The sequence below is a fragment of the Pseudomonas sp. FP1742 genome (assembly GCF_030687145.1).
Lineage (GTDB): Bacteria > Pseudomonadota > Gammaproteobacteria > Pseudomonadales > Pseudomonadaceae > Aquipseudomonas > Aquipseudomonas frederiksbergensis_D.
On record NZ_CP117460.1, the window covers coordinates 2286738 to 2304601 of the forward strand.

The following is a 17864-nucleotide window of genomic DNA, read 5'->3' on the forward strand; positions in this document are numbered from 1 at the left end:
TGCAGGAGCTGCGAAGGCTGCGATCTTTTGTCCAAGGGGGATCAGCGCAAGGTATCGACCATATCCGCAATGGTCGTCAGTACATCCTTGCCCAACTGCTTGGAACGCTTGCCAGACCAGCCAGTCAGCGCATTCGGCGCGTCGTTGTTGTCCTTGAAGGGCATTTCCAGAGTCAGGGACAGGCAGTCGAACTTCTGACCGACACTGTTGCAGGCCAGGGTCATGTTGGCTTTGCCTGGCTCGTCGCGGGTATAGCCGTGTTTGGTCTGGAAGTCTTTGGTCTGGTGCTTCAGATGGCTGCGGAAGCGCTCTTCGAGTTTCTCGATCCGCGGTGTATAGCCCGGGTTGCCTTCGCAACCGGCGGTGAACACGTAGGGGATTTCTTCATCGCCATGGATGTCGAGGAACAGGTCGACGCCATATTTTTCCATTTGCTGCTGAACGAACAGTACTTCCGGGCTGATTTCCTGGCTGGCGCTCTGCCAGGCGCGATTCAGGTCCTGGCCCATGGCGTTGGTGCGCAAATGACCGTGGAAGGCGCCGTCCGGGTTCATGTTGGGCACCAGGTACAGGTCGGCGCTGGCCAGGAGCTTATTCAGCACCGGATCGTCGTGTTTCTCCAGACGCTCGATCACGCCTTCCATGAACCATTCGGCCATGTGTTCGCCAGGGTGTTGCTGGGCGATGATCCAGACCTTGCGCTGACCTTCGGCGCCAGTCCCTTTGCGCAGCAGCTGGATGTCACGACCTTCAACACTCTTGCCGGTGGCCAGCAGTTCGGTGCCGGCCTTGGTCAGCGCCTGTTCGATCAGCCAGTCGTGACGGCCACGGCTGTAGGGTTCGAAGTAGGCGAACCAGGCATGGGTGGCAGTGGCTTCAAGGCTGAAACGCAGACAGTCGCCTTCAAAGATGGTCGGCACCCGGAACCAGTTGACGTGGTCGTAGGACGCCACCGCCTGATAACCGTCCCAGGCCTTGTTGTATGAGGATTTGCTGGCGTTGTTCAGACGAAACCAATGCTCCTGCCCCACGTGCAGGCCGCTGGCCTTGAAGTGGAACCACTGGAAATGCTGGCTGCGGGTGTCTGGCCTGATGGCCAGCAACGCTTGCAGGGGATTACTGATGTCCAGCACGTCAATGTTGCCGCTGTCGAAGTTTGCGCTGATGTCGAAAGAAGATTTAGCCACGGCCATAATCAAATCCTGAATATGATTTTTATGGCTGCTACTTTACACGCAAGGTGGGGGAAAACCGGGGGAAATTATGGGGGTGGAAAAGGGGGGCGTCCTCCTTGACGCCGATGCAGCTTAGAGACTGCGTGATTGATTCTCAAGCGCTATTTTGCGTTAGTTTGACCCAATGCTGCCGGGGGTTCTCGGGCAACCAAATATTCTTTTGATATCACTCACGGCAATCGAATTTGCAGCATCTGCAGACTTCATCAGCCTGAAGCCGAAGCCAAACTGACAGACAAAAAAAGACCCGGCAAAAAGCCGGGTCAAAAACCGTGATTAGCCTGATGAGGAGATAGTCCAGAAGACCGACCTAAGGTCTCTTGGTCTATCGACTGATCTCGCGACCAGTTGTTGCAATAATAATCATTATCATTTGCAAGTCAAATGTTTTTACCTGTGCGATTGGAAAATTTTTCCTGTCCTCCTCCAATGCGCCCAGCCTCAATCGTTCCGATCGCCCTCCAGGGATCGCTCGACCATCGCCTTGGCCATGTCGATCATGTGCACCGTCGAAAACGCCAGATCCCGGCTTGCACCCTGCAACTGGTTGGCTGACTCATGGGCGGTGGCGGCAGCACACCGCAACAGATCCGAAGCATGAACCAGCGCTTCTTCGCTGCTGATGCTACGGTTCACGGCAAAGAAACGTGCTTCGCTGGCCTCTTCTGACACAGCTGGTTTCAAGTAATAGTCCAGTGCCCGCTGCGCGGCGGCAGAGCCTTTGGGCGAGGTGAGGCTGGTGTCGATTTGCATGTCGGGCAGGGTATTGCTGGGGATGGTCATGACGATGGCAAGCTCCGTGATTAGATTCAAATCCGTGAGCCCAGCTTAGTACGTACTGTATTTGTGTCTTTAATTTTAATACTACAATTTGTGTTTTGTTGGTCGGAGTACCCCACGTATCGTGCCGCACATGGATAAATGGATCGAATTGGTCAAGGCCAAAATGAGTGAACTCAAAGTCACTCAAGAAATACTCGCCGAGCGCATCGGGATGTCCCAGGGTGGCGTCGGCCACTGGCTCAATAAACGTCGTCAGCCCGGCATCGGGGAGATGAATCGTGTCTTGCGGGCGCTCGGCATGGACTATCTGGAAGTGGCGATGGTGATCAGGGAGCCGCTGCCCTCAGAGGATGAGGAGATCTCTCTGACGCAAAAGTACAACCCGTACTTTCGCTACCCGGTCAGTGACTGGCGGCAAACCGGGGAAGTGCGCGACGGAGAGCTGTCGACCTACGGCACCTCGTTGGCTGTCGGCAAGCCACGCTTCGAGCTGTCCGATTACCACGCACAGGGCGCGGCGTTCTGGCTGGTGGTGGTCGGCGATGCGATGACGGCACCGACGGGGCCGAGCATTGCCGAGGGCATGCTGATTCTGGTCGACCCGGCGATCGTGCCGGAGCCTGGCAAACTGGTGATCGCCCAATGGCCCGGTAGCGCCGAGGCGGTCTTTCGCAAGCTGATCGAAGAGGGCGGGCAGCGTTATCTGGTCCCGCTCAATCCGACATATCCGAAAGCCCTTTACACCGAAGAATGCCGAATCATCGGCGTGGTGGTTCAGGCGACTGCCAAATTCTAATCAGATCGGTCCTCGCAGGGCGTAGGACCGATCTTCATTTCACGCTTGTTCCAACTCCACCAAGGCACTGCCTTCGCTGACCATTTCGCCTTCCTGGCAATACAGCGCCTTGATCACCCCGGCGTGGGGCGCGCGAATGCTGTGCTCCATTTTCATCGCTTCCAGCACCACCAGTTGCGCCCCGGCTTCGACCGTTTGCCCGGCCTCCACCAACACCCGCACGATGCTGCCGTTCATGGGCGCGGTAAGCCCGCCTTGATGGCTGTGACTGGCTTCGACAGCGCCGATCGGGTCATACGACTCGATGCGGCGCAGCTCGCCGTCCCATTGCAGATACAGTGCATCGCCACGGCGGATGGCCCGGTGCTGGCGGCGCAAACCGTTGTGTTCGGTCAGCAGGTATTCACCCTTGAGCCGTGCGGTATGGGCGTCGGCATCACCCAGGGTCAGCGCCCGGTCTTGCCCTTCGCAACTCAAATGCAAGGTGATTTCCGTCGGCAACCCGGCACGGAAACCGTTGTTGAAGGCCCAAGGCGAACTCGGGTCATCGGCACGCAAAACAGCTGGCTGGCTTTGCGCAAACGCCTGGGCCGCCGCTTGCCAGAACTCATCACTGAGCGGCGAAGGTGCTGGCAGCAGTTGATCCTGATAACGCGGAATGAACCCGGTATCCAGTTCGGCGGCGGCAAACGCCGGGTGGCCGATGATCCGGTGCAGGAAGTTGATGTTGGTCTTCAGCCCGCCAATGGCAAACTCATCGAGCATGCTCAGCAACCGCAGCCGCGCCTGTTCACGGTCTTCGCCCCAGGCAATCAGCTTGCCGAGCATCGGGTCGTAGAACGGCGAAATCTCGTCGCCTTCTTCGACGCCACTGTCCACACGACGCCCCGGCCCTTCGGCGGATTCGCGGTACAACGCCAGACGCCCGGTGGCCGGCAGAAAGTCGTTGCCCGGGTCTTCGGCATACAATCGTACTTCAATTGCATGGCCGATCAGCGGCACCTGATCCTGAGTCATCGGCAGCGCTTCACCACGGGCCACGCGAATCTGCCAGGCCACCAGATCGAGGCCGGTGATCGCTTCGGTCACCGGGTGTTCGACTTGCAGGCGCGTGTTCATCTCCATGAAGAAGAACTCTCCGCGCGCATCCAGCAAAAACTCCACGGTGCCGGCCCCGACGTAACCGATCGCCTGAGCCGAACGCACGGCGGCTTCACCCATGGCCCGACGCAGTTCCGGGCTCAGGCCCGGAGCAGGCGCCTCTTCGACGACTTTCTGATGTCGACGCTGAATCGAGCAATCACGTTCATTGAGGTACAGACAGTTGCCATGCTGGTCGGCGAACACCTGGATTTCCACATGGCGTGGCTTGAGCAGGTACTTTTCCACCAACATCCGCGAGTCGCCGAACGAGGACAGCGCTTCCCGTTGCGCCGAGGCCAGGGCTTCGGCCAGTTGGCTGACGTCCTCGACCACTTTCATGCCTTTGCCGCCGCCGCCCGCGGTGGCCTTGAGCAGCACCGGATAACCGATGCGTTCGCAGGCGTCGCGGAAGGTGTCGAGGTCCTGGGCTTCGCCGTGGTAGCCGGGCACCAGCGGCACACCGGCGGTTTCCATCAAGGCTTTGGCGGCGGACTTGCTGCCCATGGCGTCGATGGCCGAGGCGGGCGGGCCGAGGAAGATCAGGCCAGCCGCTTCAATCGCCCGGGCGAACCCGGCGTTTTCCGAGAGAAAACCATAACCGGGATGAATCGCCTGAGCACCGCTGGCCTTGGCGGCGGTGATCAGTTTGTCGATTTGCAGGTAGCTGTCGGCGGCTTTGCTGCCGCCCAGGTCGACGCGGATATCGGCTTCTCGGCTGTGCCGGGCGTCACGGTCGATGGCGCTGTGCACGGCCACGGTGGTCAGGCCCAGAGCCTTGGCGGTACGCATCACCCGGCAAGCGATTTCGCCACGGTTGGCCACCAGCAGGGTGGTGAGAACAGGTGCGCTCATCAACGCGGCTCCTTGAGAGTGGTTTCAGCTTGCCAGGTGGGCGAGCGTTTTTGCAGGAAGGCGCGCAAGCCTTCCTGGCCTTCCGGGCTGACGCGGATTCGGGCGATGGCGTTCTCGGTGTAGCGCCGCAGCGCCGGGGTCAGCGCGCCGTTGCCGACTTCGCGCAGCAGGTCCTTGCTGGCGCGCATGGCTGCCGGGCTATTGAGCAGCAGATTGTCGATCCACTGATCGATTTTCTGTTCCAGCTCAGCCATCGGATAGCTCTCCGACAACAAGCCGATTTCCCGCGCCCGTTGCCCGCCGAAACGTTCGGCAGTCAAGGCATAACGCCGTGCCGCGCGCTCGCCGATGGCTTGCACCACGAACGGGCTGATGACCGCTGGCGCCAGGCCGATGCGCACTTCCGACAGGCAGAACTGCGCGTCGTCGGCGCCAATCGCCATGTCGCAGCAACTGATCAGGCCCAGCGCGCCGCCAAACGCCGCGCCCTGCACCACGGCCAGTGTCGGGACTTTCAGCTTGGCGAGGTTGTACATCAATTCCGCCAGTTCCCGGGCGTCATCAAGGTTGGTGTGGTAATCGAGTTCGGCCGATTGCTGCATCCAGGCCAGATCGGCGCCGGCGCTGAAATGCTTGCCGCGCCCACGGATCAGCAGAAAACGCAGGCTGGCATCGCTCGACACTTTGTCCAGCGCGAGGATCAGTTCGCGGATCATCTCGGCATTGAACGCGTTGTTCTTTTCTTCTCGGCTGAGCCACAGGGTGGCAAAACCACGGGGATCGGTCTGCAGCTCGAGGGTGTTGAAGTCGCTCATATTCATCCGTCTCCACAACTCATGTGGGAGCGGGCTTGCTCGCGAAGAACGATGACGCGGTGCATCAAATAAACCGCGGTGAATCCTTCGCGAGCAAGCCCGCTCCCACAGAAAATCACATCCGGAACACGCCGAAGCGGCTCGGTTCGATGGGTGCGTTCAACGACGCCGACAAGGCCAGGGCCAACACGTCGCGGGTCTGCGCCGGGTCGATGACGCCGTCGTCCCACAGCCGGGCGCTGGAGTAGTAGGGGTGACCCTGTTCTTCATACTGATCGAGGATCGGCTGCTTGATCTCGGCTTCCTGCTCGGCGCTGAAACGATGTCCGCTGCGCTCGGTTTGCTCGCGCTTGACCTGTACCAGCACGCCCGCCGCCTGTTCGGCGCCCATCACGCCGATCCGCGCGTTCGGCCACATCCACAGGAAGCGTGGATCGTAGGCGCGCCCGCACATGCCGTAGTTACCGGCACCGAAACTGCCGCCGATGATCACGGTGAATTTCGGCACCTTGGCGCAGGCCACGGCAGTCACCAGTTTCGCGCCGTGCTTGGCGATGCCGCCGGCCTCGTATTTCTGGCCGACCATGAAACCGGTGATGTTTTGCAGGAACAGCAATGGAATGCCACGCTGGCAGGCCAGTTCGATAAAGTGCGCGCCTTTCTGCGCGGCCTCGGCGAAGAGGATGCCGTTGTTGGCGAGGATCGCGATCGGGTAACCGTGCAAATGGGCAAAACCGCACACCAGTGTGGTTCCGAACAGCGCTTTGAATTCGTCGAATACCGACCCGTCCACCAGTCGTGAGATCACTTCGCGCACATCGAACGGTTGCTTGGCGTCGGCCGAGACCACGCCGTACAACTCGTCGCTGCTGTACAGCGGCGCGATCGGCGTGCGTTGTTGCAGTTCGCCGAGCTTGCGCCAGTTGAGGTTGGCGATGCTGCGCCGGGCCAATGCCAGGGCATGTTCATCACTTTCAGCGTAGTGGTCGGCGACCCCGGAAATCTTGCAGTGCACATCGGCCCCGCCGAGGTCTTCGGCGCTGACCACTTCACCGGTCGCGGCCTTCACCAGCGGTGGGCCGGCGAGGAAAATCGTTGCCTGCTGACGCACCATGATCGCCTCATCGGCCATCGCCGGTACGTAGGCACCACCGGCGGTGCAGGAACCCATGACCACCGCAATCTGCGGAATGCCCATGGCGCTCATGTTGGCCTGGTTGAAGAAGATCCGCCCGAAGTGTTCGCGGTCCGGAAACACTTCATCCTGACGCGGCAGGTTGGCGCCGCCGGAGTCCACCAGATAGATGCAGGGCAGGCGATTCTGCTGGGCGATGGTCTGCGCGCGCAGGTGTTTTTTCACCGTCAGCGGGTAATACGAGCCGCCTTTCACAGTGGCATCGTTGGCGACGATCATGCATTCGACACCTTCCACCCGGCCGATCCCGGCAATCACGCCAGCGGCCGGAACGTCTTCGCCATAGACCGAGTAGGCTGCCAGTTGGCTGATCTCCAGAAACGGCGAGCCCGGATCGAGCAGGCGATTGATGCGCTCACGGGGCAGCAGTTTGCCCCGCGAGGTGTGGCGTTCTTGCGCCTTCGGGCCGCCACCTTGCTGCACTTGCGCGAGCAGGGTGTGCAGGGCATCGACCTGTTTGAGCATCGCCGCGCTGTTGGCCGCGAACTCCGCTGAACGGGGGTTGAGCTGGGTATGCAGGATAGCCATGGACAGCTCCGTTTAGCGGGTTTCGTTGAACAGTTCGCGACCGATCAGCATGCGACGGATCTCACTGGTGCCGGCGCCGATTTCGTACAGCTTGGCGTCACGCAGCAGACGACCGGCCGGGAATTCGTTGATGTAGCCATTGCCGCCAAGAATCTGGATCGCGTCGAGGGCCATTTGCGTGGCGCGTTCGGCGCTGTAGAGGATCACCCCGGCGGCATCCTTGCGGGTGGTTTCGCCGCGCTCGCAGGCCTGGGCCACGGCATACAGGTAGGCGCGGCTGGCGTTGAGTTGGGTGTACATGTCGGCGACCTTGCCCTGGATCAGCTGGAATTCGCCGATGCTCTGGCCGAACTGTTTGCGGTCGTGGATGTACGGCACGATCAGGTCCATGCACGCCTGCATGATCCCGGTCGGGCCACCGGAAAGCACCACGCGCTCATAGTCGAGGCCGCTCATCAGCACTTTCACCCCGCCGTTGAGTACGCCGAGGATGTTTTCTTCCGGCACTTCGACGTCATCGAAAAACAGCTCGCAGGTGTTCGAACCGCGCATGCCGAGCTTGTCGAATTTGTTGCTGCGGCTGAAGCCTTTCCAGTCTCGTTCGACGATGAATGCGGTGATGCCGTGGGGGCCTTTTTCCAGGTCGGTCTTGGCGTAGATCACGTAAGTGTTGGCGTCGGGACCGTTGGTGATCCAGGTCTTGCTGCCGTTGAGCACGTAGTGATCGCCGCGTTTATCGGCGCGCAGCTTCATCGAAACCACGTCGGAACCGGCGTTCGGCTCGCTCATGGCCAGGGCGCCGATGTGCTCGCCGCTGATCAGTTTCGGCAGGTATTTGCTTTTCTGTTCGTGAGTGCCGTTGCGGTTGATCTGGTTGACGCAGAGGTTGGAGTGCGCGCCGTAGGACAGGGCGACCGAGGCCGAACCGCGGCTGATTTCTTCCATGGCGACCACGTGCGCCAGATAACCCAGGCCGGCGCCGCCGTATTCTTCCGGCACGGTGATGCCCAGCAGGCCCATGTCACCGAATTTGCGCCACAGGTCGGCGGGGAACAGGTTGTCGATGTCGATCTGAGCGGCGCGCGGGGCGATCTCTTTGGCGACGAAGGACTGAACCTGATCGCGCAGCATGTCGATGGTTTCACCGAGGGCAAAGTTCAGGGATGGGTAGCTCATGGGGCACCTTTTGGCTTTTTTGTAGGGTGGGGAGGGCAGTGATTCAGCTCTCACCTTTACGTTAACGTAAGCCTGTGACGAATGGCTGTCAATCACCCTTTACGTTAACGTCAACTTGAGCGAGAGTAGAGCCAGTTCTGAAAGACTGTGGCGAGGGGGATTGCCCCCGTTCGAGTGCGCAGCGCTCGCAGATGTTGGGTCCGCTGCGCGGCCCAACGGGGGCAAGCCCCCTCGCCACACAAGCCGGCTCTAAAGGTCGCCGGTACAGCCCATTAATAAAGACAATAGGGGTCGTCATGGATCAACCCAGTGCAAGCCCGCAGCGCAGCTATACCCGTGGTTCCCAGGACAAAGCCTTGCTGGCGATGACCATCGGCCAGGCGTTTGATAACACCGTCGCGCGATACCCGAACGGGGAGGCGCTGGTCGTGCGCCATCAACAGCTGCGTTACACCTGGCAGCAACTGTCGGATGCTGTTGATCTGCACGCCAGAGCATTCCTGGCGTTGGGTTTGCAAACCGGTGACCGGCTCGGCATCTGGGCCCCTAACTGTGCGCAGTGGTGCGTCAGCCAGTTTGCCAGCGCGAAAATCGGCGTGATCCTGGTCAACATCAACCCGGCTTATCGCAGTTCCGAACTCGAATACGTATTGAAGCAATCCGGCTGCCAATGGCTGGTCTGTGCCGGTGCCTTCAAGACCTCCGACTATCACGGCATGTTGCAAGGGTTGGTGCCGGAATTGGCGGAGCAATCCATCGGCCGCTTGCAGAGCGAACGCCTGCCGGAATTGCGTGGGGTCATCAGCCTGGATGCGCAGCCACCCTCGGGTTTCCTGCCGTGGTCGCAACTGGCCGATCTGGCGGCCGGTGTGTCGATCGAGCAATTGCACGAGCGCCAGGACAGCCTGCATTTCGATCAGGCGGTGAACATCCAGTACACCTCCGGCACCACCGGTTTCCCCAAGGGCGCGACCCTCAGCCACTACAACATCCTCAACAACGGTTACATGGTCGGCGAGAGCCTGGGCCTGACCGCCCGTGATCGGCTGGTGATTCCGGTGCCGCTGTATCACTGCTTCGGCATGGTCATGGGCAACCTCGGCTGCGTCACCCACGGCAGCACCATGATTTACCCCAACGATGCCTTCGATCCGCTGTTGACCTTGACTACCGTCGCTGAAGAAAAAGCCACTGCGCTTTACGGCGTGCCGACCATGTTCATCGCCATGCTTGATCAGCCCAAGCGCGCCGAATTTGATTTATCGAGCCTGCGTACCGGGATCATGGCCGGGGCGACCTGTCCGATCGAGGTGATGCGTCGGGTTATCAACGAAATGCACATGAGCGAAGTGCAGATTGCCTACGGCATGACGGAAACCAGCCCCGTGTCTTTGCAGACCGGTCCGTCAGATGATCTGGAATTGCGCGTCACCACTGTTGGTCGGACCCAGCCGCAGCTGGAAAGCAAAATCATCGACGAGGCGGGTAATCTGGTGCCACGCGGCACCATTGGCGAACTGTGTACTCGAGGTTACAGCGTGATGCTCGGCTACTGGAATAACCCGCAAGGCACCGCCGAGGCTATCGATGAGGCAGGCTGGATGCACACCGGCGATCTGGCGACCATGAACGACGAAGGCTATGTGTGCATTGCCGGACGTAACAAGGACATGATCATCCGTGGCGGTGAGAATATTTACCCAAGGGAACTGGAAGAGTTCTTCTTCACCCACCCGGCGATAGCGGATGTGCAGGTGATCGGCATTCCTTGTTCTCGTTATGGTGAAGAGATCGTCGCCTGGATCAAATTCCACCCCGGCCACAGCGCCACCGAACAAGAGCTGCAGGCCTGGTGCAAGGAACGCATTGCGCACTTCAAGACGCCGCGTTACTTCAAGTTCGTCGAGGAGTTTCCGATGACGGTAACCGGCAAGATCCAGAAATTCCGGATGCGCGAGATCAGCATCGAGGAGCTGCGCATCAACAAAGGCTGACAGATAACCAATGTGGGAGCGGGCTTGCTCGCGAAAGCGGTGGATCAGTCACTATCGATATTGACTGACACACCCCATTCGCGAGCAAGCCCGCTCCCACATGTGGATCGAGAAAAACCGGAAGGCAAGAAAGCACAAAGGGGAGCCGAAGCTCCCCTTTAATTTTGTCGTACGTGCTCTTTTTTTATTATTGAGGGGCGGTCTGTTGTTGTTTTTGGCAACCGTGGCCCTTTACCGCTGTTTTTGTCGATCCCCATCCGGGATCAAGAGCAAACGTATTTTTTTGAGCGCTGATCTACTTTTTCGCTAAGCGATCCAACCAGTTCGGGAGCTACCTGAAGGTAGTTTTATTGTTCTCTGCCCGGTTGCGGGTTACTCCGAAAAGCACCCTGAAAAGCACATCCTCTCCAAAAAAATCTGTTAGCTGCGTCTCTGCCGTGTTGTTCTTGTTATGTCAGAGTCGTTACGTCTTATTTTTATTGGTTTGCAGTTTTTATTCTTGTTATGCCATAGAGATAGCAGAAGCCGTGCCAACTTTTAAAAAGTCTTTAAATTCAATTGGTTGAGTTTTTTGTAGGATTTTTCATCCGACCCGAACCTGCCATTTTGTTTCCGTGTTACTCGTTTCCGCCCCACATGTCAGAACACGCGGTAACACCCGGACACATCCACACGGTCACTGTGCGCTGCGGGCCTTGGCCACGCGCGAGCCGGTAGGCCGTCCCAACACCGCGCAGATCTGCTGGCCGGCGCGAATCAAGGCGTCCAGGTCGATGCCGGTCTCGATCCCCAGGCCGTTGAGCAGGTAAACCACATCTTCGGTGGCGACGTTACCGCTGGCGCCCTTGGCATACGGGCAACCGCCGAGGCCGGCGATGGAGCTGTCGAACACCGCAATGCCTTCCAGCAGGCTGGCGTAGATATTGGCCATGGCCTGGCCATAGGTATCGTGAAAGTGCCCGGCCAGTTTTTCCCGTGGCACGTCGGCCGAGACCACTTCGAACATCTTGCGGGTCGCGCCGGCGGTGCCGGTGCCGATGGTGTCTCCCAGCGAAACCTCGTAGCAGCCCATGGCATAGAGCTCGCGAGCGACCCGGGCGACTTGTTCTGGTGCGATGTCACCTTCATAAGGACAGCCCAGCACGCAGGACACATAACCGCGCACGCTGACCCCATGTTGCTTGGCGGCGTCCATGATCGGTACGAAGCGCTCGAGGCTCTCGCTGATCGAGCAATTGATGTTGCGCTGGGAAAACGATTCGGACGCTGCGGCGAACACGGCGACCTCCTTGACCCCGGCGGCAATGGCGTCTTCAAAGCCCCGAAGGTTGGGGGCGAGGGCGCCATAGGTCACCCCCGGCTTGCGCCGGATCTGTGCGAAGACCTCGGCGGAACCAGCCATTTGCGGCACCCATTTGGGCGAAACGAAACTGCCGACTTCTATATAGCCGAGGCCAGCGGCGGTCAGCGCGTCGACCAATTGCACCTTGTCCGCAACGCTGATGGGCTGGGCTTCGTTTTGCAGACCGTCGCGGGGGCCGACTTCGACCAGGCGTACGTGGGTGGGGAGGGGCATGGGAGTTCACCTGTAGTAGTGGGCGAACGACGATCTACTGTGGGAGCGGGCTTGCTCGCGAAGGCGGCGGCACAATCAACATTGACGTCGCCTGACACACCGTCTTCGCGAGCAAGCCCGCTCCCACACTGGATCTTCGTACGACTATTGGATGGCCTTCTGGCTCTTGATCGTTTGCTCCAGCGCCTGAGTGCAGCGCTCTTCGGCCGTGTCGAGTTCCAGTTTCATCTGTTCGATGTCCAGCAATTGCTGTTCGAGTTGTTCCCGGCGCTCGGCGATTTTCGCCAGCATGCTGTGCAGTTGCTTGGTGTTACCGCTGGAGGGGTCATAAAGCTCGATCAGCTCGCGGCATTCGGCCAGGGAAAAACCAATGCGCTTGCCCCGCAGGATCAGCTTCAGGCTGACCTTGTCACGGGGCGAATAAATGCGTTCCTGACCGCGACGCTCGGGGCTGAGCAGGCCTTGCTCTTCATAGAAGCGAATGGCCCGGGTGGTGATGTCGAGCTCGCGGGCGAGGTCGGAAATGCTATAGGTCTGGCTGCTCATGGAAGCGCTCGAAAAAGGTCATGGCGCTAAGCTAATGGCTGGTTGACGTTTACGTCAAGTGGCGTGGATCTTCGTTGGTATCACTGGCCTCTTCGCGAGCAAGCCCGCTCCCACAGGTGACCGCGTTCTCTCAGGGGAATGCGATCAAATGTGGGAGCGGGCTTGCTCGCGAAGAACGATGACTCGGTCCAAAGCCTTACACTTTATCGAGCTTCTTCTCATGGGCCGTAACCTGCTGGCACAACTCGATCATCTGCTCGCGCATCCAGCGGTTGGCCGGGTCCTGGTCGGTGCTTTCGTGCCAGTAGAGGTGGGTTTCCACCGGCGGAACTTCTTTGACCGGCAGGTTCACCGAGTACAAATCATGGCGACGGGCGAAGCGTTCCGGCACGGTCATGACCATGTCGGTCTGCTGCAACACCTGGGACGCCATCAGGTAATGCTGGGAGCGCAGGGCGATCTTGCGCTGGATGCCCATTTTGCCCAGGGCCAGGTCGACATAGCCCAGGCCGCTGCGGCGGCTGGAGATATGGATGTGGGTCAGGGACAGGTAATCGTCGAGGGTGAATTTCTCTTTGCCCGCCAACGGATGGCCCTTGCGCATGGCGCACACGTAACGATCCTCCATCAGCTTGACGTGACGCACCTGCGGGTCAGTGTTAAGTGGTGCATCCACCGCGAAATCGAGGCGACCGGCCGCCAGTTCCTTGGTGGTCTCACGACGTTTGGACAGGAAGCTTTCGATAATTACCGTCGGCGCCAGGCGGCGCAGGCGCTGGAACAGCGGCGGCAGGATCACCGCTTCGGTGAGGTCGGTCATGCTGATGCGGTAGGTCTTGACCGCCTGCAACGGGTTGAAGATGCGGCTTTCCTGTACCGATACCCGCAGCAGGGAGAGGGCGTTGCGCACGGGGCCGATGATGTTCTGTGCCATCGGCGTCGGCACCATGCCCTGGGCGGTGCGCACGAAAAGCGGGTCGTTGAAGGTTTCGCGCAGGCGGGCCAGAGCGTTCGACACCGCCGGTTGAGTAATGCCGACAATCTGCCCGGCGCGGGTCAGGTTGGCTTCGGTGTAGATCGCGTCGAAGACGATGAAAAGGTTGAGGTCGACCTTGCTCAGATTCATGCGCTGCACTCTTGTTATCAGGGGCGTCTTGATCGGACCCTAGGGCCGTGGCAATCAGCCGATCATATATCGGTGATGAATGTTAATACACGCCGAGAATAGGTTAGGTAAATTTTCGTAGCTGTTCTAGCATCGATTGCATGACCTGAACAACTCCTCTGAACCCCTGTTAAAAAGGTAGAGCTGCCATGGATTTCGCTTATTCGCCCAAGGTCCAGGAACTGCGTGAGCGCGTGACTGCGTTCATGGACACCTACGTTTACCCCGCCGAAGCGGTGTTCGAACGCCAGGTCGCCGAGGGCGATCGCTGGCAGCCGACAGCAATCATGGAAGAGCTCAAACTCAAGGCCAAGGCTGAAGGCCTGTGGAATTTGTTTCTGCCTGAGTCCGAACTCGGTGCCGGCCTGACCAACCTCGAATACGCGCCATTGGCGGAAATCATGGGCCGCTCATTGCTGGGCCCTGAGCCGTTCAACTGCTCGGCGCCCGACACCGGCAACATGGAAGTGCTGGTGCGTTACGCCAACGAAGAGCAGAAGCAACGCTGGCTCGAACCGCTGTTGCGCGGCGAGATCCGTTCGGCGTTCGCCATGACCGAACCGGACGTGGCTTCGTCCGACGCCACCAACATGGCCGCCCGCGCTGTGCGTGATGGCGATGAATGGGTGATCGATGGCAAGAAATGGTGGACTTCGGGGGCTTGCGATCCGCGTTGCAAGATCCTGATCTTCATGGGCCTGAGCAACCCGGATGCGCCGCGCCATGCGCAGCACTCGATGATTCTGGTGCCGGTGGATACGCCTGGCGTGAAGATTGTGCGCCCGCTGCCGGTGTTCGGTTACGACGACGCACCTCACGGCCACGCCGAAGTGCTGTTCGAAAACGTCCGGGTGCCGTATGAAAACGTCCTGTTGGGCGAAGGACGCGGCTTCGAAATCGCCCAGGGTCGCCTCGGTCCGGGACGGATTCACCACTGCATGCGTTCGATCGGCATGGCTGAACGTGCGCTGGAGTTGATGTGCAAACGGGCGGTCAACCGCACCGCGTTCGGCAAACCGCTGGCGCGTCTGGGCGGCAACATCGACAAAATCGCCGACTCGCGGATGGAGATCGACATGGCGCGACTGCTGACGTTGAAAGCGGCGTACATGATGGACACCGTCGGCAACAAAGTGGCGAAGAGCGAGATCGCGCAGATCAAAGTGGTCGCGCCGAACGTGGCGTTACGGGTGATCGACCGGGCGATCCAGATCCATGGCGGGGCAGGGGTGTCCAATGATTTCCCGCTGGCCTACATGTATGCCATGCAACGCACCCTGCGCTTGGCCGACGGCCCGGACGAAGTGCACCGCGCGGCGATCGGCAAGTTCGAGATCGGCAAGTATGTGCCTAAAGAAATGATGCGCAGCGGTCAGTAAGCCCGCGGTGCCAGCCATTCGCGAGCAAGCCCGCTCCCACATTGGATCTGCGTCATATGGAGATCAACTGTGGGAGCGGGCTTGCTCGCGAAGGCGTCGGATCTTTCACCGCGAGGGTGTCTGACTCAATACACCCAAACCTCAACCCGCCGATTTTTGATCCGCCCTTCATCCCCGCTGTTGGCCGCCACCGGCATCTCGGCGCCAAAACCACGAATCTCGCGAAACACCACGCCGCTTTTCACCAGTTCTCGCCGCACCGCCATGGCCCGCAGTTTCGACAGCAGGTCGGCCCGCGTGGGGTCGCTCTTGGCATCGCCAAACCCTACCAACGTCACCTGCCGATTGGTTTTGTCGTGCTGCTTTATATAGTCGAGCACCCGCGACAGGTCCTGGCGAGCCTTGTTGTCCAGCGTCGCGCTGCCTTCTTCGAAACGAAAATTCACCGTCAGCCGCTGGGCATGCCGACTGAGTGCCTGATAACCCTCGGGCATCAGCGCATTCGGTGTGACGGCCATGGCCTGAACGGTCTGCGCGATAAAACCATTGGCCGCGACAATCGCCTGGCCTTTGCTGCTTTGGGCGAACTTGACCAAGGCCTCGGCCCAGGGATTTTTCCCGTTCGGCGGCAGGTAAAAGAACAGCCGACGGGACAGCGGGTAATCTTCCGTCGCGATCAGGCTATTGAGCGGCAACATGGCCTGGGAGTCTCCATCGACAATGGCCACGGCCTTGGCCTGGCGCACATAAGGCAAACCGATGAAGCCGATGGCTTGCGGGTCCAGACTGACCGCGTCGGACAGTTGTTCGCTGGACTCGAAGCGTTTCGCGTTGCCGCTCAGCATTTTCCCACGCGGGTTGAGGACGAGTTCCTTGAACGTGTCGTAGGTGCCCGATTGGTCATCCCGCGCATAGAGATGAATCGTCCCAGCGCTGCCGCCGAATTCTTCCCAGGTTTTCGCTTCGCCGCTGAAAATTCGCGCCAGTTGCTCGGTGTTGAGCTGCTTCAGCGGATTGTGCGGATGAAGGATGATGGCCAGCCCGTCGATGGCGATGACTTGCTCGGCAACCGGGCTTTTCAGGTCGCCCAGCGGTTCGAGATCCAGTCGTTCGCTGTCCTTGACCGGCCGTGACGAGGCCGCAAGATCGGCGGAGGCGATTTTCAGGGCTTTGAATCCGGTGCTGGAACCGTGGGCCGCGACTTCCACCTCGACTCGACGGCCCTGAGCGGTTTCTCCGACGATGCGTTGTTCGTTGGCCTTGTCCGGGGCTTCGCGGTGCACCTTGAGCAGGCCCTGTTCATGCATCAACCCCTCGACCAGCGCCGGTCCCAATGCCGCGCCAATGGTGTTGGAGCCCTGGATGCGCAGCACCGGGCCACGTTCGGGTGTCGGCAGATCGCCGGCCGACACCGTCAACGGCAGCACGGCGCCGAGCAGCAGCAGGAACAACACGCGCAGGGTCATGCCGGCACCTTAATAAGCCAAAGAAAGTGCCGGGAGAATAAGTCAGTAAGGTTTCTGAACGATGACAGTTTCCAAATGTGGGAGCGGGCTTGCTCGCGAAGGCGGTGGATCATTCAACATTGACGTCGACTGACTTACCGCATTCGCGAGCAAGCCCGCTCCCACATAGGATCAGCTCAACTCAAGCCAGATCGGCGCATGATCGGAAGGTTTTTCCATCCCGCGCAGTTCGTAATCCACGCCCGCGTCCTTGACCCGCGGCAACAACCCGTTGGAGGCCATGATCAGGTCAATCCGCAGCCCACGCTTGGGCTCATCTTCAAAACCGCGGCTACGGTAGTCGAACCAGCTGAAACGGTCGGCAACGTCCGGGTTCAGGTGACGGAAACTGTCCACCAGACCCCAGTTCTTCAGGCGGGCCATCCATTCGCGTTCTTCGGGCAGGAAGCTGCATTTGCCGGTTTTCAGCCAGCGCTTCATGTTGTCCGGGCCAATGCCGATGTCGCAGTCTTCCGGGGAAATGTTCACATCGCCCATCACCACGATCGGCTGGTCGTTGCTGAACTGGCTTTCCAGCAACTGCTGCAAATCGCTGTAGAAACGTTCCTTGGCCGGGAATTTAGTCGGGTGATCGCGGCTTTCGCCCTGTGGGAAATAGCCGTTCATGATCGTGACCGGCACGCCATTGGCGTCGGCGAACGTGCCCCAGATGAAGCGCCGTTGAGCGTCTTCTTCGTCAGTGGCGAAACCTTTGTACAGCGCAATCGGCTCCTGGCGCGAGAGCAGGGCCACGCCGTAGTGACTCTTCTGCCCGTGGAAATACACGTGATAACCCAACGCCTGAACCTCGGCCAGAGGGAACTGGTCGTCGTGGACCTTGGTTTCCTGCAACCCGATCACGTCGGGCTGATGCTTTTCAATCAGCGCCGCCAGCTGATGCGGGCGAGCGCGCAGCCCGTTGATGTTGAAGGAGACGATCTTCATGGTCGGCAGTCCTGGCAAAAGTGCGATGCTAGCTGACATGTAGGAATGGGGCCAGCGTGGGGTGAGGGGATTCGTTGTGTCCTGTCAGAGATGTGTTGGCAGATCCGGCCTCTTCGCGGGCAAGCCCAGTCGATGAAGATGCTGGCTTGGTCTATACCTGTCTGGGGAACTGTGAAGCCACCTGAAGGTTCGTACCAAACAAGAGCGCAGCCATCCGAGCCGTGCCCAGGG

14 protein-coding genes are annotated in these 17864 nt (G+C 59.8%); 3 read left to right on the forward strand and 11 right to left on the reverse strand.

Translation table 11 applies throughout. The features are described 5' to 3' along the window. Positions 1 to 41: 41 nt before the first annotated feature. Positions 42 to 1193, reverse strand: a complete 1152-nt coding sequence (locus PSH64_RS10200) for a M14-type cytosolic carboxypeptidase (protein WP_105344016.1) — start codon at positions 1191 to 1193, stop codon at positions 42 to 44. A 483-nt stretch (positions 1194 to 1676) separates the two neighbouring features. Further along, positions 1677 to 2018 (reverse strand): DUF3077 domain-containing protein, encoded by a 342-nt coding sequence (locus PSH64_RS10205; RefSeq protein ID WP_305480591.1) that lies wholly within the window; start codon positions 2016 to 2018, stop codon positions 1677 to 1679. Positions 2019 to 2148: 130 nt separating this feature from the next. On the opposite strand from PSH64_RS10205, the gene PSH64_RS10210 reads away from it, so the two are divergent. Continuing rightward, positions 2149 to 2814: a LexA family transcriptional regulator gene (locus PSH64_RS10210; protein ID WP_105344012.1), complete on the forward strand. Its 666-nt coding sequence runs from the start codon at positions 2149 to 2151 to the stop codon at positions 2812 to 2814. Positions 2815 to 2853: 39 nt separating this feature from the next. Here the strand turns inward: PSH64_RS10210 and PSH64_RS10215 are convergent, their stop codons facing one another. The 4 genes from PSH64_RS10215 to PSH64_RS10230 all read right to left on the reverse strand — a co-directional run bounded on the left by PSH64_RS10215 (position 2854) and on the right by PSH64_RS10230 (position 8523). Beyond that, a complete protein-coding gene (locus PSH64_RS10215; RefSeq protein ID WP_305480592.1) occupies positions 2854 to 4809 on the reverse strand; it encodes an acetyl/propionyl/methylcrotonyl-CoA carboxylase subunit alpha in 1956 nt (651 codons plus the stop codon). Continuing rightward, on the reverse strand, positions 4809 to 5624 hold the full coding sequence (locus PSH64_RS10220; protein ID WP_105344008.1) for a gamma-carboxygeranoyl-CoA hydratase: 816 nt from the start codon (positions 5622 to 5624) through the stop codon (positions 4809 to 4811). The genes PSH64_RS10215 and PSH64_RS10220 overlap by 1 nt, the downstream gene beginning before the upstream one ends. A gap of 115 nt (positions 5625 to 5739) precedes the next feature. Further along, the gene (locus tag PSH64_RS10225; protein WP_105344006.1) at positions 5740 to 7347 is read right to left on the reverse strand and encodes a carboxyl transferase domain-containing protein; all 1608 of its coding nucleotides are present in this window, start codon (positions 7345 to 7347) and stop codon (positions 5740 to 5742) included. A gap of 12 nt (positions 7348 to 7359) precedes the next feature. Beyond that, entirely contained in the window at positions 7360 to 8523 is a 1164-nt protein-coding gene (locus PSH64_RS10230; RefSeq protein WP_007940933.1) for an isovaleryl-CoA dehydrogenase, read from the reverse strand. Positions 8524 to 8819: 296 nt separating this feature from the next. Between PSH64_RS10230 and PSH64_RS10235 the strand changes: the two genes are divergently transcribed. Continuing rightward, on the forward strand, positions 8820 to 10517 hold the full coding sequence (locus PSH64_RS10235) for an AMP-binding protein (protein ID WP_305480593.1): 1698 nt from the start codon (positions 8820 to 8822) through the stop codon (positions 10515 to 10517). A gap of 676 nt (positions 10518 to 11193) precedes the next feature. Here PSH64_RS10235 and PSH64_RS10240 read toward each other — a convergent pair. From PSH64_RS10240 to PSH64_RS10250, 3 genes are all read right to left on the reverse strand, one after another. Continuing rightward, on the reverse strand, positions 11194 to 12093 hold the full coding sequence (locus PSH64_RS10240; protein ID WP_105344002.1) for a hydroxymethylglutaryl-CoA lyase: 900 nt from the start codon (positions 12091 to 12093) through the stop codon (positions 11194 to 11196). 144 nt (positions 12094 to 12237) lie between these two features. Further along, positions 12238 to 12639 (reverse strand): MerR family DNA-binding transcriptional regulator, encoded by a 402-nt coding sequence (locus PSH64_RS10245; RefSeq protein ID WP_105344001.1) that lies wholly within the window; start codon positions 12637 to 12639, stop codon positions 12238 to 12240. 196 nt (positions 12640 to 12835) lie between these two features. After that, a complete protein-coding gene (locus tag PSH64_RS10250) occupies positions 12836 to 13765 on the reverse strand; it encodes a LysR family transcriptional regulator (RefSeq protein ID WP_008068246.1) in 930 nt (309 codons plus the stop codon). Between the two features lie 188 nt (positions 13766 to 13953). On the opposite strand from PSH64_RS10250, the gene PSH64_RS10255 reads away from it, so the two are divergent. Beyond that, entirely contained in the window at positions 13954 to 15183 is a 1230-nt protein-coding gene (locus PSH64_RS10255) for an acyl-CoA dehydrogenase (RefSeq protein ID WP_305480594.1), read from the forward strand. A gap of 125 nt (positions 15184 to 15308) precedes the next feature. Here the strand turns inward: PSH64_RS10255 and PSH64_RS10260 are convergent, their stop codons facing one another. Further along, entirely contained in the window at positions 15309 to 16649 is a 1341-nt protein-coding gene (locus PSH64_RS10260) for a phosphate ABC transporter substrate-binding/OmpA family protein (RefSeq protein WP_305480595.1), read from the reverse strand. Between the two features lie 171 nt (positions 16650 to 16820). Beyond that, positions 16821 to 17633 carry an exodeoxyribonuclease III gene (gene xthA, locus PSH64_RS10265; protein WP_105343994.1) on the reverse strand — a complete coding sequence of 271 codons (813 nt, stop codon included), beginning with the start codon at positions 17631 to 17633 and terminating at the stop codon, positions 16821 to 16823. Positions 17634 to 17864: the final 231 nt, after the last annotated feature.